Below are 14,339 nucleotides of genomic sequence, written 5' to 3' on the forward strand. Positions count from 1 at the left end.
GCAATGATCAGATGATCAACGGAGAAAGATCCATCGAACGCCCCTTACGCTGGGGCATGGTCGGCGGCGGCCGCACCGGGCAGGTGGGCTACAAGCACAGAACCGGCGCCCAGCGGGACGGCACCTACCGGCTCGTCTGCGGGGCCTTCGACCTCGACGCCGAGCGCGGGCGCGACTTCGGCAATAAGATCGGCGTCGCCGCCGACCGCTGCTATGGCGACTACAAGGAGCTGATCGCCAGGGAGGCCGGGCGGGACGACGGCGTCGAGGTGGTCTCGATCGCCACGCCGAACTTCACCCATTACGAGATCACCAAGGCCTGCCTGGAGGCCGGGCTGCACGTGATCTGCGAAAAGCCGCTGTTCTTCACCGTCGCCGAATGCGACGAGATCGCCAAGCTCGCCGAAGAAAAAGGCCTGATCGTCGGCGTCACCTATGGCTTCACCGGCCATCCGCTGGTGCATCAGATGGCGGCGATGGTCAAGAAGGGCATGCTCGGCGAGATCCGCATCGTCGACATGCAATATAGCCACGGCTTCAATTCGGGCGACGATGTCGGCGCCGGCGAGGCGGTGAAATGGCGCACCAATCCAAAGACCGCCGGCCCGACCTTCGTTCTCGGCGATATCGGCACCCACCTCTACTACCTCTCCGAAGTGGTGCTGCCGCATCTGAAGATCGAAAAGCTGCTCTGCGACCGCAAGGCCTTCATTCCGACCCGCGCGCCGCTCGAAGACCATGCGACCGTTCTCATGCATTACGACAACGGGGCCCGCGGCCGTCTCTGGGTGTCGTCGGTCAATGCCGGCAACATGGGTTCGCAACGCTATCGCTTCGTCGGCTCCAAGGCCTCGATCGAATGGTCCGATTCCCATCCCGACCAGCTGATCTATGAAGTGCAGGGCGAGCCGAACCGCACCCTGCACCACGGCATGCCCTATCTCGAAGAGGAAAGCCTGGCGGCCGACCGCATGGGCGCGCTGCACACCGAGGGCCTCGGCGACAGCTGGGCGAACATCTATCTCTGGATCGCCCAGGCGATCGATGCAAAACGGCGCGGCAATGAAGCCTTCCTCAAGACCCATCATTATCCCGGTATCGAGGCCGGCACCGAAGGCGTGCGCTGGCTTGAGAATTGCGTCCGCTCGGCTGATGCGGGCGCGGCCTGGGTCGCGTTCAAGTGACCAAACAGGGGGCGCGCCGGATCTCCTCCATCCTCCTCCAAAGGTGCGCCCCCATCCTCTCTTTTAGAAAGATAACGAGATGAAACTTTCGATCTGCACCGATGTCATGGGCGACCTTTCTTTCACCGATATGCTCGACAAATGCGTCAAACTCGGCGTCGAAGGCATCGAGATGACCGGCGGCGGCTGGTCGCGCGCCCCGCATTTCCGCGCGGATGAATTGCTCGAAGACAAGGGACTGCTGAGAACCAGGCTCAAGGAAATCGAAACCCGCGGCCTGGAAATTGCCGCACTGAATTGCTCGGCAAACCCGCTCGATCCGGGCGACATGGGCAAGCGTCACCGCAGAGAGATGGAGCAGACGATCCGTCTTGCCGGCGAGATCGGCGTCAAGACGATCGTCACGATGTCCGGCCTGCCGGAAGCGGCGCCGGGCGACAGCGTGCCGAACTGGCTCGTCTACACCAAGAGCTGGCCTGACGAAATGCCCGAGCGCGACCGCTACCAGTGGGAGGATCGCGCCTTCCCGCTCTGGCACGATCTGGTCAAGCTCGCGCGGGAAGTCGGTGTCGAGAGATATGCGCTCGAAAACTTCTCGGCGATGCTGGTCTGGAACCCGGAAACGCTGTTCCGCCTGCGCAACGAGGTCGGCCCGTCCGTCGGCATGAACCTCGACCCCAGCCATCTCTTCTGGAAGGGCGCCGACCCGATTGCTTCGGCGCGGGCGCTGGGAAGCGCGATCCATCATTGCCACGGCAAGGATACGCGCATCGAGCGGGGCCTTGCCGACGTCAACGGCCTGCTCGAGCTCAAGGACGTCACTGACGTCGCCAACCGCAGCTGGAATTATGTCGCCGTCGGCGCCGGCCATGATCTGCAGTGGTGGAAGGAGTTCTTCTCGGTCGTCCGCATGGTCGGCTACAACGGCTGGGTCAGTCTCGAAATGGAGGATTTCACCATGTCCACAGACGCCGGCATCCAGTCCTCCATCGACGCGCTGCAGGCGACGATCAGCCGATGATGGAACGGCGCCGGCGACGATGAGCAATCGGTGCGCCTGCACATGCCGGCGCTCCAAGATCGATCTGGACACTATTATGGACACATGTTCTATAAAGTGGACAGATTCGACGGGAGCGCGCCATGCATCTTTCCATGTGGACCTATCCCTGGGATATCCAGGACCAGGGGCTCGGCGTCTTTGCCGCCGAGCTTACCGGCCGGGCAGGCCTGACAACGGTCAGCCTGGCGACCTCCTATCATGCCGGCCGCTTCCTGCAGCCGCGCAGCCCGCAGCAAAAGGCCTATTTCCCCGAGGACGGGACGGTCTATTTTCGGCCTGATGAAAGCCTGTGGCAGGACAAGCTGATCCGGCCGCTGATGGCGGGGAATGTGAGCGAGCGCGGCGACATGCTCGAAGCGCTCGTCAGGGAGCGGCAGACGACAGGTCTCAAGGTCTCCTGCTGGACGGTCTGCCTCCACAATAGCCGTCTCGGCATGCTGCATCCCGACCACGTGACGCGCAACGCCTTCGGCAATCCCAACTATTACAATCTTTGCCCCTCCAGCCCGGCGGCGCGCGACTATGCCGTCACCCTTGTCCGCGACATCACCACGAACTATCGGCCCGACATGGTGGAGTTGGAAAGCCCTAGTTTCATGGGCTTCGCGCATGAATATCATCACGAGAAAGACGGGGTCGGCCTTAACCCGGAAGACGATTTTCTGCTGTCGCTCTGCTTCTGCGACCATTGCACGGCACGCGCGGCAAAGGCCGGCGTGCCGGTCGAAGGTGCGCGCCGGACGGTGGCGCGCTTCATTGCGGAACTCTGCGAACGGGCGGTGCCGGAACGGCAATTCCCGGATTTCCCGGCAGCCGGCATCGATGCCTTCCGCGACCATCCCGATCTCTATGCCTATCTCGCCTGGCGCAGCGAACCGGTGACTAGCCTGATCGGCGAGATCAAGGCGGCAGCCGATCCGGCAACCCGCATCGTGCTCATCGATTTGAAGGACGGCTGGCTTGGCGGCGTCGATCTCTCAGCCGTCGGCACGCTCTGCGACGGGGCGATCCTCTGCTGCTACGACATGGAGCCGGATGCGATCGGCGATGTCATCCGCACCGGCCGGGCAGCCCTTGGATCGGAAAAATTCCTCGGCGTCGGCCTGCGCATCTTCTATCCCGAGGTCGGTGAAGCCTCAGTGCTGGCGGCCCGCGCCAAGGCCGCCGTCGATGCCGGAGCCGATGGCGTGAACTTCTACAATTACGGCCTCATCCCGGCAAAACGTCTCGACTGGGTCAAGGCGGCGGTCGGCGCGATCCTCTAAGCAGCAATCGGTTCGGCGACCTGGATCAGGCAATCGCCGGCCTGGCTGTCGCAATGCAGCCGGTGGGAAATGACGATGCCGTCCTCGGCAAAGCGCAGCTCTTCCTCCGGCTGCTCTAGCCGTTCCAGATCGTGATAGCATCCGGCGAGGTCGCCGGCCGAAACGGTGGCGCTAAGGGCTGCGGCCGGCTCGAACCAGCCCCTGCGCTCGGCATAGATGCCCTGGCTGTGCCGGGACAGCGAGAGAAGCTGCAACGGCCCGGGCTCGGCGAGCGGTGCGCGGGAAAGGACCGGACGCCCGACAATGCCGAGCGCCACAAGCAGCCGGTCGATCGCCGCCGCCGTGAAGGCCATCGTCGCGGGCGTCACGGTTCCGCCGCCGCCGAACTCTCCGGAAAGACCGATGATGCCGGCCCTCGCCGCAGCCCCCATCGATGTCGGCGCCGCCGGCCCATTGTCGGCGATGAAGGCATGCGGCGCGCCCATCGCCCGCATCAGCGAGACCGACCGCTCGAAGCGGGCGCCATCGGCCTGCCGCTCGATCAGCGTGCAGGGCAGATGCGCCATCGACGTGCCGCCCGAATGCAGGTCGAGCATGACGTCATGGCGCGGAAAGAGCTCGTGTTCGAGGAAATGCGCCAGACGCGCCGTCGGCGAGCCCATGGGATCGCCGGGAAAGGCCCGGTTGAGGTTGCCGCCGTCGAAGGGCGAGCAGCGTTTGGCGGCCATTACCGCCGGCAGGTTCGCCATCGGCAGGATGGTGACCGCGCCACTTATGTCAGTGACATCGAGCAGGCGCATCAGCCGGCCGAGCTGTAACTCGCCCTCATATTCGTCGCCATGATTGCCGGCCATCAGCAGCAAAGACGGCCCCTCACCATTTCTGAGACGAAGGATCGGAATGCGGATCTGATAATAGGGCGAACGGTCGATCGAATAGGGAATGGCGAGATGGCCGGCCTGCCGGCCCTGGCGCGAAAAGTCGATCGGATTGACGAGGCCGCTATGCATGATCTCTCCAGTGCGGGCGGTTGCCGCGCAGTTACAGCGCCGCGATCGCGGTCATTTCGACGCGCAGGTCCGGATCGGCAAGGCGGGCTTCGGTGCAGGCACGGGCCGGCGGGTTTTCGATATCGATCCAGCTGTCATAGACGCCGTTCATCGCCTCGAAATCGGTAATCGCGGGCAGGAAGACATTGACGGCGAGGAGACGCGAGCGATCGGTCCCGGCTTCCTTCAAAAGGGCGTCGATCTTGCCGAGCACGTCGCGGGTCTGCTCCTCGATGCCGGCCTTGCGATTTTCCGCGACCTGGCCGGCAATATAGACGAGGCCGCCATAACTGACGGCTTGGCTCATACGCGAACCCTTCTGGTAACGCTGGATCATGCAGCTTTTCCTTTTCTTGCTCTTTGAGGGAGAATTCAGCCGAAGCTTGTGAGATAGGCGGCCGTCACCGAATGATCCGGGTCGAGGCCATAGAGGATTGTGTGCCGGTCGAGGCAGGTGCAGGGATGCGAGATGCCGAACTCGATGACGTCGCCGACCGAGACGTCGCTATCCTCGGCAAGTGCCAGGAAGGCATGCTGATCGTTGAGGCGGAAAACCTCGGCGGTTTTGAGATCGGAGAGATACGCGCCGTTGCGATAGAGCGCCAGGGCGCGCGGCAAGCCCTGGTCCATCGCCACGTCGCGCATGCCCATGCCTGCGATCGCAAGCCCTGGCTCCGGCCGGGAGAGGACCTCGGCCCAGACCCTCAGCGCCGGGCGGAAACCGGCGGCCGCCGAAACCGTCCTATCGCCGATGCGCAAGCCGCCGCGTGCATCGAGGCCGGCAAGGCCGCGCTCGTAGACGCCGTGATCGTGAAAGAAGATCGCACCGCTGCGCAGCACGAGCCGGCAGGCTGGATCGGCGGCGACGGCGGCTGAAAGCCGCGCCACCACAATATCGAAAAACACCGAACCGCCTGATGTGACGAGGAGCGGCCGTTCCCTGCCGATGCGGGCGCGGATCTTCGGCAGGAAATCTGATGTCATCGCCATCAGCGCGTCGATGCGAAGCATCGTCTCCTCAGGATCGGCGGTGGCGGCCGCCCCCTCATAGGCGGCGATGCCGGTCAGCCGGAAGGCCGGCGTCTCCACGGCCAGGATCGCGTCGAGAATTGCCGCCGCGGCTTCGGCGCTGCGGAGACCGGCGCGACCGGCGCCGAATTCCACCATCAGGCCGAGAGGCGGCAGATCCGCGCGCTCCTGCCATGCGGAGCGAAGCGCCTCGACGAGCGCCGTCGAATCCACGAAGACATGGAGTTCCGCATCGGGATAATGCCCGAGCAGGGCCGCAAGCCGGCGGGCGGCGGCGGCGCCGCCAATCTCGTTGGCAAGGATCAGCCGGCGCTGTCCCGCCTTGAGCAGGACGGCGGCCTGGCGGATGTCGGCAACGGTCGTGCCCCAGGCGCCTGCCGCCAGAAGCGCCTCTGCCAGCGCCGTCGACATCGGGGTCTTGGCATGCGGCGCGATTTCGGCGCCGTGGCTTTTCACATAAGCCATCATCAGTTCGACATTCCCGGCGAAGGCCTGCCGGTCGAGCGAGATCAGCGGCAGCGCCATGTTACCGTCGTAGGGCTTCCATCCCTGCATTCCCACTGCCGCAAGCGGCAGCGGCGGATGGCCCGGCGGAAAGCCGCGCACCCGCTCGTCGATCAGGACGTTTTCCGTCGCGCTATGAAGATCAGACATGGCGGCCTCTCCCGATCTCGGCCGGATGAGCCAAACCAAGGCGATAGGTGTCGTTGGCGGTGGCGAAGAACAAAGCGCGCTGCTCGTCAAGAGAGAGCTCGGCGGCGACCGTGCGGAAAACCTGATAGACCTCGTCGAAAGAGGCGTGCAGGCCGGCGACCGGGAAGTCGCTCGCAAACATCGCGCGTGCTGGGCTGAAACAATCGAGGCAATGTTCGATCACCGGCCGCAGGCTTTCAAGCGTCCATGCATGATCATAGGCGACGAGGTCGGAGATCTTCACGCGCACGTTGGGCGCGCCGCCGAGCGCCCGCAGGCCGCGATGCCAGAGCGCCATGCCGCCCTCCGTCCGGTCGGCGGGACTGCCGCCGTGGTTGAGCACGAAAAGCGTTTCGGGAAAGGCCTGCACGAGATCGAGCGCCTCGGCCATCTGCCAGGGATAGAGCATCAGGTCGAAGACCAGCCCGAGCCGCGTGGCATGGGCAAGCCCCGCCCGCCAGGCTGGATGGCCCATGCGATCCGGACGCGGCGCAAAACGCTTCGCCGCATCGGGATGCCAGCTCAGAATATCGCGGATGCCGACGACATTGGGGTTCTCAGCTTCCGCCTCCAGCAGCCGCGGGGCATCCGGCCCGTCGAGGGGAACGCGCGCGATATAACGGTGCGCCACCCCGGAGCTACGGTCGAGACCCTCAAGCCAGCGGCTCTCCTCCAGCGGGTAGGCAACCGACCAGCCGGCCTCCACATGCACCGTCGCAACGACGTTCTGGCGCGCGGCATCGGCGCGGTAATCGTCGATGCCGTAATCGCGCAGGATCGGCGCGAGGCTGCCGAACACCATCTCCTCGCCGGAAGCCCGCGCCTTCTCAAGCCAAGGATGGCGTTGCAGGCTGAGATCCCAGAGGTGGTGGTGCGGGTCGATCACCGGCCCGTCGTAGCGCCCGGTCATCTGCGCGCCTCGCGGCCGGACACAAGCAGGAGGGCGAGGATCAGCGTACCGAACATGATCGACCGCCAGCCGGGAGAGGCGTTGACGACGGTGATCAGCGCCGTCGTGGTGACGAGCAGGATCGCCCCTGGAATGGTGCCGGCATAGGTGCCGCGGCCGCCGAGGATGGAGGTACCGCCGAGCACGACGGCGGCAATCGAGGTCAGCAGATAGGGGTCGCCGATGCCGACATAACCTTGCCGGTTCATGCCCAGCACGAGAATGCCCGCAAGCCCGGCGAAAAAACCGGACAGCGTATGGACGATCAGTGTGTTGCGGGTGACGCTGACGCCGGAAAGCCGGGCGGCGAGCGGGTTCGCCCCGAGCGCCAGGAACCGGGCGCCGAGCGGCATGCGGTGGATCAGCAGCAGGACGACGACCGAGACGGCGAGCCACAGCAGGATGCCCGAGGGAATACCGAGCGGCCGCGCCTGCCCGAGCAGGATGACGGCCGGGTTGCTGACGGTGACGGCGCTGCCGCCGGCGACGATGACGAGCAGACCCTGCAGGAAGGTCGCCATCGCAAGCGTCATGATGATCGGCGGCACGCGAAGATAGGCAGCACCCGCGCCATTCATCAAGCCGATGCCGGTGGCGATGGCAAGGGCGGCCGCGATGCCGGCAAGGCCGGTCGGATCCCAGGAGGGCGAAATCAGCGGCAGCAGGATTGCCGTGACGGTGATGACAGCACCGACGGAAAGATCGATGCCGCCCATCAGGATGACGAGCGTCTGCCCGACCGCGACGATGCCGATCACCGCGGCGAGTTCCAGTAGATAACGCAGATGGCCGTAGGCGCCGAAACCACGGAGCGAGACGCTAGCAACGATCCAGACGAGCGCGACCAGAAGCAAGGTCAGGAGCGGCGGATTGCGGAATGCGGATCTGACGATGTTCATCATCTTACCCTCCAACCCTTGAGAAGTTCCGGAACGGCGACCGCACCGACGATGATCAAGCCTTGCGCGACATATTGCGCGACCGGCGGAAAGCCCAAGAAGAACATCACGTTGATCATCACCGAGAGCAGCAGGCTGCCGCAGATCGCCCCGCGCATCGTGCCCTTGCCGCCGAGGAAACCCACCCCGCCGAGCACGGCCGCAGCGATCGAATTCAGCGTGAAGGGTGTGCCGATCACAGGATCGCCCGAGCCGGTCTGCGCCGCGACGAAAAGACCGGTCAGTGCCGCAAGCAGACCGGAGAGCGCGAAGGCTGCGACCTTCACCCGTTCGACCGGGACACCGGAGCGGAATGCGCCGACCGGGTTGTCGCCGGCCGCATAGATGCCGAGGCCGAGCGGCGTTGCCAGAAAAGCTTTCCAGAGCATGAGGATCACGGCGAGCAGCACGAAGGCGACGGGCGTATGGCCGGCAAGCACCGTCGACAGCCAATCGGGAATGAACCCGCCCGGCCGCGGCAGCAGGATGAGCGCGATACCGCTGATGATGAAGGAGCCGGCCAGCGTGACGATAATCGCCGGCAGCCTCAGATGCGTCACGATGGCGCCGATGACGGCGCCGATCAAAAGGCCGGCGACCGCGACAGCCAGAATGCCGCCCGGCACGCCGAGCGCCCCTTGCATTGTCGTCGCCGCGATCACGGCGCCGAGGCTGACGAGCGGGCCGATCGCCAGCGTGATGCCGCCGTTCAGCATCAGCAGCGCCTGCGCCATGGTGACGAGCGCAAGCGGGAACCAGTTCTGCGTGAACTTGGAAAAGCCGCCGATTGAAAGAATGCCGGGAAAGAGCACCGCATAGAGGATGAGAAAAGCGGCGACGACGAGATAGAGGCCGGCGAGGCCGCGGTTGCGGCGGAGCTGGATCGAGCCGTAGAGCCGGGATGGTGAAATCGTGCTCATGCCGCCTCTCCCTGCGTCGCCGCCGCAATACCCATGGCCGCGCCGACGATCGCGCTTTCGCTGATCGCATCCTGCGACAGGGTTGCCGCGATGCGCCCCTCGCGCAGAACCACGACGCGGTCGCAGAGATGCACGAGTTCCGGCGTGTCGGAACTGGCGAGAATGACGAGCCGCCCCTCCGCGGCGAAGGCGCGCAGCATCAGGTAGATTTCACGCTTGGTCTCGATGTCGACGCCGCGCGTCGGATCGTTGAGGAGCAGAACGGACGGATCGAGCGGCAGCCATTTGGCAAGCGCCACTTTCTGCTGGTTGCCGCCGGAAAGCGCCTGCACCGGGCGGGCCGTATCGCCCTTGATCGTCAGGCGACGCGCGAGATCGGCGACCAGGCCGCTTTCCGCCGCCAAGTCGCGCAACCCCTTGCGGGCAAGCCGTGCGAGCGAGGGCAGAATGAGATTGGCGGCGATGGAGTGGGGCAGCACCAGTCCCTCATGTTTGCGGTCGGCCGGCACATAGACGATGCCCGCCGCATTCGCCGCGCCGACATCTGCGGGCAGGCCGGGTTTGCCCGATACTTCCGCCTGGGCGGCAGACGCGGGAATCGCGCCATAGAGCCCGAGCAGCAGGTCTTCCTGGCCTTGCCCCACCAGCCCGCCGATGCCGACGATCTCGCCGGCGCGGGCGGAGAAGCCGATGTGACGCACCATGCCGGCGGAAAAATCTTCGACGCTGATGCGTGTCGCGCCGGGCGTGGTGGCGGCGCGTGGCGGGAACAGGTCGCCGGTCTCGCGGCCGACCATCAGGCGGACCAGCCCCTCGCCATCGATGCCGGAGAGCGACTGGTCGGCCGTGACGCCGCCATCCTTCAGCACCGTGACATGCGAACAGAGCGCCTGCACCTCGTTGAGGCGATGGGAAATATAGAGAAGTGCGGTGCCGCGGCCCTTGAGCGTCTCGATCAGCCGGGCAAGGATACCGGCTTCGTGGGCGGAGAGCGACGAGGTCGGCTCGTCCAGAATGAGCACGCGGGGCTTGCGGAACAGCGCCTTGGCGATCTCCACCATCTGACGGCGACCGAGCGCGAGATCGGCGACCGGCATGTCGAGTGGTTCGGTAAGCCCGACCATGTCGCAGACCTCTCGCACGCCGCGATGCAGCGCTGCGTAATCGATGAGGCCGAACCGGCGCGGAAAGGCGCCGGTCCCGATGTTTTCGGCAATCGACAGGCTGGCCGTCAGGCTCAGCTCCTGCTGAACCACGGCGATGCCGGCCGCGCGCGCCGCCGTCGGGCTGAAACGCCCGACCGGCTTGCCGTCGACGAGGATGGACCCGCCGTCCGTCTGGAGGGCACCGGACAGGAGATTGATCAGCGTCGACTTGCCGGCGCCGTTTTCACCGAGCAGGGCGTGAACCCTGCCCGGTAGAAGGGCGATATCGACGCCCTTCAAAACGGGATTGCCGAAAAATCCCTTGAACACCTGCCGGGCTTGCAGCAGGGGCCTTTCTTCCGTCATGACGGTCCCCTCAGCTCGGGATTACTTGGCCAGCAGCTTGTCGAAGAGCGCCTGGTCGTAATCCGAGTAGATATAGCCGTCGGCCGGGAACTTGTCGGCCCGGGCGAGATAGCTGCCGATGGTGCTGTCGTCGATGACGGGCAGCGGCACCTTGACGAAAGCGGGCACATCCTTGCCTTGCAGCGCCTGCACGGCGGTATAGACGGAAAGCGCACCGAGCCAGTTCGGCTGCATGGTCGCCCAGCCCTTCAGGCCCTTTTCCTTCCAGAGTTCCAGGAACTGCCGGGCGTTTTCGCCCGTCGTCGGTACCTGGTCGCGGCCCTGACGCTCGAAGGCGAGGACGGAACCGGCAGACAGCGCGCCGCCGAGCGACAGCACACCGTCGATTTCGGGATTGGCGAAGAGCAGGCTGGTCATCGCTTCCTGTGCCGGTGCGACGTTATATTCGGTGTTCGTCTCGGTGATCACCTTAAGACCCGGATTGGCATCGAGGACCGGCTGGGCGCCCTTGCGGCGGTCGTCGCTGACCGAAATGCCGGCCGGGCCGTTCATGATGATGATCTTGCCCTTGCCGCCGAGCTGGCTGACCATCCACTTGGCAGCGGTCGCGCCCCATTCGCTGGAATCGGTATTGATCTTCGCCGTCACCTTGTCGGTGTTGACCAGGCTGTCGAAATTGACGATCGCGATGCCCTTGTCGCAGGCATCCGATATGACGCGGTCGAGCGCATTGGAGGAGCCGGCGATGACGACGATGGCGTCGACATTGGCGTCGATCATCGACTGGATATGCTGGATCTGCGTCTGGGAGTTGCCCTGCGCGTCGGTGATCATCAGATCCTTGACGAGCCCGGCCTTCTTCAGCTCCTCCACTTCAGCGGTGATGGTGCCTTCAGTCTGCTTCATCCAGGTCGGCACGGAGTAGATGTTCGCCCAACCGATCGTATAGGGCGCTTTCCTGTCGCCCTTGATGCAATTGGCAGCGGCCGAGGCAGTGCCGGTGGAAAAGACCAGGAGGGTGGCTGCTGCGGCAGCGCCCGCGAGGAGGCGGCGGCGCAGCGAGGCGGAAATGCTGTTTTCAAAATTCTTCATGTCGATCCCCTTTTTTGTGCGGCAACCTTGACGGCTTGCCATCTATGTCCAATATATCGTACATGTGATCTATATACCGGACGCGGCGATCTTATGCCGATTTTTTCACCCCGCAAGAGGGGTGGGAAAATTTCATTCGCGATTGAATGACGGGATCGATTGACAGATACGGCAAGCGGCTTGAAGAGCTTGGCCGGACAAAAGAACAGGACGATAGAGATGGATGCAGTTCAGGACGAAGCAGCCGGCAAGCGCGCCCGAGGGCTCGACCGCGCCTTCGAGATCCTCGATTTCCTGCGCCAGAAACGGCAGGCCTTGAAGCCGAATGAAATCGCCGCGCAGATCGGCGCGCCGCGCTCATCGGTGTACGAGCTCGTCAACCTGCTGCTGAGCAACGGCATCCTCGAATTCACCGGCGGCGAGGGGCGCGTCTATCTCGGCCGCAAACTCTATTTCCTCGGCGCCGCCTACGAGAACCATTTCGATTTCACCCGCGAATGCGAAGCGACGCTGGAACAGCTTGCCGACGAGACGCGGGAGACGGCGCAGTTCTGCATGCTGGATGGAAACAGATACACGGTCGTGCGCATGCGCGAAGGCGCTCGGCCCTTCCGCATTTCGACGGATGTCGGACAATCGGTGCCTATCCCGTGGACGGCGTCGGGCCGCCTGCTCGTCGCGCATCTGTCGGATCAGGACATCCTGAACTTCATTCCGTCGCAGGATTTCCGTCTGCCGGGCGGTGAATGGCTCGAGCCTCAGACCTTCATTGCCGAGGTGCGCCAGGCCGAGCGTGAAGGCTTCTTCACCTTCAACAGCATCGTCGACAGCTTTACCCATTGTTTTGCCGTGCCGGTGCGCGGCGAGGAAGGTCACGCCGCCGCAACGCTCTGCCTCGTCACCCCGCGCGACGACGGCATTGCCAACCGCGACCGTTATCTCGACTGCCTGAAGAAGGCCGCCGCCGGCCTGGAGCATGCCCCGGCCCGGCCCAAACGAGGCTGACGCCACAAATCATGTCACGCTGAGGCGGGACGCCGCTCGCCGACCTGTCCGACGTGGAAAACATAAAGACCGCCGCAAGACATATCTCTTGTTGGCCGCCGCGATCGTCGATTTCCAGATTCAAGCCGATCCCGAAAAACTATTCACTCTTCCTCCGAAATTATGAAATGTAGTTTCTCTATAAAATTTATGGAAAACGTAGTTTAGCGTCCTGACAGCCGATCTATAGCTTGGCCTTGAAGAAGACCAGGCGATCAACGGCAAACAGAGAGGACGCGAAATGACACGGAAAATCAGGCTTGGAGCATTTCTCCCCGGTGGCGGTCAGCATGTCGCCTCCTGGCGGCATCCCGACCAGCCAGCCGACGGCGCCACCAGTTTCGAGTTTCACAAGCAACTCGCGTTGACAGCCGAGCGCGGCCTTTTCGATGCTTATTTCCTGGCTGATGGACTGGCTGTCGGTTTTGGTGGCGCACGCGAAGGCGGCAATGCCCGTGTGGCCGGCTTCGAACCGGTGACGCTTTTCTCGGCGCTGGCGCCTCTGACCACCCATCTCGGCTTTATCGCCACCTCCTCGACCACCTATGAGGAGCCCTACACCACCGCGCGCAAATTCGCCTCGCTCGACCTGATCTCGAACGGCCGCGCCGGCTGGAATGTCGTCACCACCACGGGCGACCTCACGGCACAGAACTTCAACCGTGATACGCAGCTTCCACATGCCGATCGATATCGCCGTGCTGCCGAGCATGTCGACGTTGTCCGCAAACTCTGGGAAAGCTTCGAGGACGACGCGTTCATCCGCGACAAGGAGTCGGGCGTGTTCTTCGATCCGGCCAAGCTGCACGACACCGACCATCGCGGCGAACATTTCAGCGTGCGCGGCCCGCTCAACGTCTCGCGTTCGCCGCAGGGACATCCCGTTATCGTCCAGGCCGGGCAGTCGGACGACGGGCGCGGGCTTGCCGCAGCAACGGCCGAAGTCATCTTCACCGCCCATCAGCACATCGAAACCGCCCAGGAATTCTACCGAGATATCAAGGCACGCGCCCGCGGCCTCGGCCGCAACCCCGATCATATCCTCGTCATGCCCGGCGTCTCCGCCTTCGTCGGCAGGACTGAAGCGGAAGCGCGCGAGAAATACGACCGCCTGACCTCGCTGATTGTCGAAGAGGACGGGATCGGCCTCCTCAACGGCCTGACCGGCGGCACGCTCGACCTGCACGGTTATGATCTCGACGGGCCACTGCCGCCGGCGCCGCCGACGGAAGGCATGAAGAGCCGTCAGGCCCTCATCCGCCAGATCGCCGACGAAAACAACTTCACCATCCGCCAGCTCTATCAGTGGATCGCATCGGCCCGCGGTCACTACACCATCGTCGGCACGGCCGAACGGATTGCCGACACGCTGCAGACCTGGTTCGAGAACGAAGCGGCCGACGGCTTCAACATTCTGCCGCCCTGGCTGCCGACGGCCCTCGACGATTTCGTCGATCTGGTCATCCCGGAGCTGCAGCGCCGCGGCCTGTTCCGCACCGCCTATGAGGGCAGGACGCTTCGGGAAAACCTCGGCCTGCCTTTCCCCGCCAATCGATGGGCCGCGGGACGCGCAGCTCTCCAGGCAGCAGAGTGAGGAGCGAT

13 protein-coding genes are annotated in these 14,339 nt (G+C 64.3%); 5 read left to right on the forward strand and 8 right to left on the reverse strand.

What is annotated here, in order from left to right:
- Positions 1-11 precede the first annotated feature (11 nt).
- The 3 genes from FHX14_RS13310 (at position 12) to FHX14_RS13320 (ending at position 3,512) form a co-directional block, all read left to right on the forward strand.
- Entirely contained in the window at positions 12-1,184 is a 1,173-nt protein-coding gene (locus tag FHX14_RS13310) for a Gfo/Idh/MocA family oxidoreductase (RefSeq protein ID WP_184377418.1), read from the forward strand.
- A gap of 79 nt (positions 1,185-1,263) precedes the next feature.
- On the forward strand, positions 1,264-2,205 hold the full coding sequence (locus FHX14_RS13315) for a sugar phosphate isomerase/epimerase (RefSeq protein WP_184377419.1): 942 nt from the start codon (positions 1,264-1,266) through the stop codon (positions 2,203-2,205).
- A gap of 122 nt (positions 2,206-2,327) precedes the next feature.
- Positions 2,328-3,512, forward strand: coding sequence for a hypothetical protein (locus FHX14_RS13320; RefSeq protein WP_184377420.1), 1,185 nt, complete (start codon positions 2,328-2,330; stop codon positions 3,510-3,512).
- Here FHX14_RS13320 and FHX14_RS13325 read toward each other — a convergent pair.
- The 8 genes from FHX14_RS13325 to FHX14_RS13360 are packed head-to-tail and all read right to left on the reverse strand — an operon-like array spanning position 3,509 to position 11,693.
- Complete coding sequence (locus FHX14_RS13325) at positions 3,509-4,522, reverse strand: succinylglutamate desuccinylase/aspartoacylase family protein (protein ID WP_184377421.1); 1,014 nt, start codon at positions 4,520-4,522, stop codon at positions 3,509-3,511. The genes FHX14_RS13320 and FHX14_RS13325 overlap by 4 nt on opposite strands.
- Positions 4,523-4,553: 31 nt before the next feature.
- Positions 4,554-4,898, reverse strand: a complete 345-nt coding sequence (locus FHX14_RS13330) for a RidA family protein (protein WP_184377422.1) — start codon at positions 4,896-4,898, stop codon at positions 4,554-4,556.
- 35 nt (positions 4,899-4,933) lie between these two features.
- Positions 4,934-6,244, reverse strand: a complete 1,311-nt coding sequence (locus tag FHX14_RS13335; protein WP_184377423.1) for an alanine racemase — start codon at positions 6,242-6,244, stop codon at positions 4,934-4,936.
- Positions 6,237-7,193 (reverse strand): amidohydrolase family protein, encoded by a 957-nt coding sequence (locus FHX14_RS13340; protein ID WP_184377424.1) that lies wholly within the window; start codon positions 7,191-7,193, stop codon positions 6,237-6,239. The genes FHX14_RS13335 and FHX14_RS13340 overlap by 8 nt, the downstream gene beginning before the upstream one ends.
- A complete protein-coding gene (locus tag FHX14_RS13345) occupies positions 7,190-8,131 on the reverse strand; it encodes an ABC transporter permease (protein ID WP_184377425.1) in 942 nt (313 codons plus the stop codon). Before FHX14_RS13345 ends, FHX14_RS13340 begins: the two co-directional genes overlap by 4 nt.
- Entirely contained in the window at positions 8,131-9,090 is a 960-nt protein-coding gene (locus tag FHX14_RS13350; RefSeq protein WP_184377426.1) for an ABC transporter permease, read from the reverse strand. The genes FHX14_RS13345 and FHX14_RS13350 overlap by 1 nt, the downstream gene beginning before the upstream one ends.
- Positions 9,087-10,601 carry a sugar ABC transporter ATP-binding protein gene (locus FHX14_RS13355; protein WP_184377427.1) on the reverse strand — a complete coding sequence of 505 codons (1,515 nt, stop codon included), beginning with the start codon at positions 10,599-10,601 and terminating at the stop codon, positions 9,087-9,089. Before FHX14_RS13355 ends, FHX14_RS13350 begins: the two co-directional genes overlap by 4 nt.
- A 21-nt stretch (positions 10,602-10,622) precedes the next feature.
- Positions 10,623-11,693 (reverse strand): ABC transporter substrate-binding protein, encoded by a 1,071-nt coding sequence (locus FHX14_RS13360; protein WP_184377428.1) that lies wholly within the window; start codon positions 11,691-11,693, stop codon positions 10,623-10,625.
- A gap of 219 nt (positions 11,694-11,912) precedes the next feature.
- Between FHX14_RS13360 and FHX14_RS13365 the strand changes: the two genes are divergently transcribed.
- Positions 11,913-12,698 (forward strand): IclR family transcriptional regulator, encoded by a 786-nt coding sequence (locus FHX14_RS13365; RefSeq protein WP_184377429.1) that lies wholly within the window; start codon positions 11,913-11,915, stop codon positions 12,696-12,698.
- Between the two features lie 280 nt (positions 12,699-12,978).
- On the forward strand, positions 12,979-14,331 hold the full coding sequence (locus tag FHX14_RS13370; RefSeq protein ID WP_184377430.1) for an LLM class flavin-dependent oxidoreductase: 1,353 nt from the start codon (positions 12,979-12,981) through the stop codon (positions 14,329-14,331).
- Positions 14,332-14,339 lie beyond the last annotated feature (8 nt).

This window comes from Rhizobium sp. BK619, assembly GCF_014195245.1.
Lineage (GTDB): Bacteria > Pseudomonadota > Alphaproteobacteria > Rhizobiales > Rhizobiaceae > Rhizobium > Rhizobium acidisoli.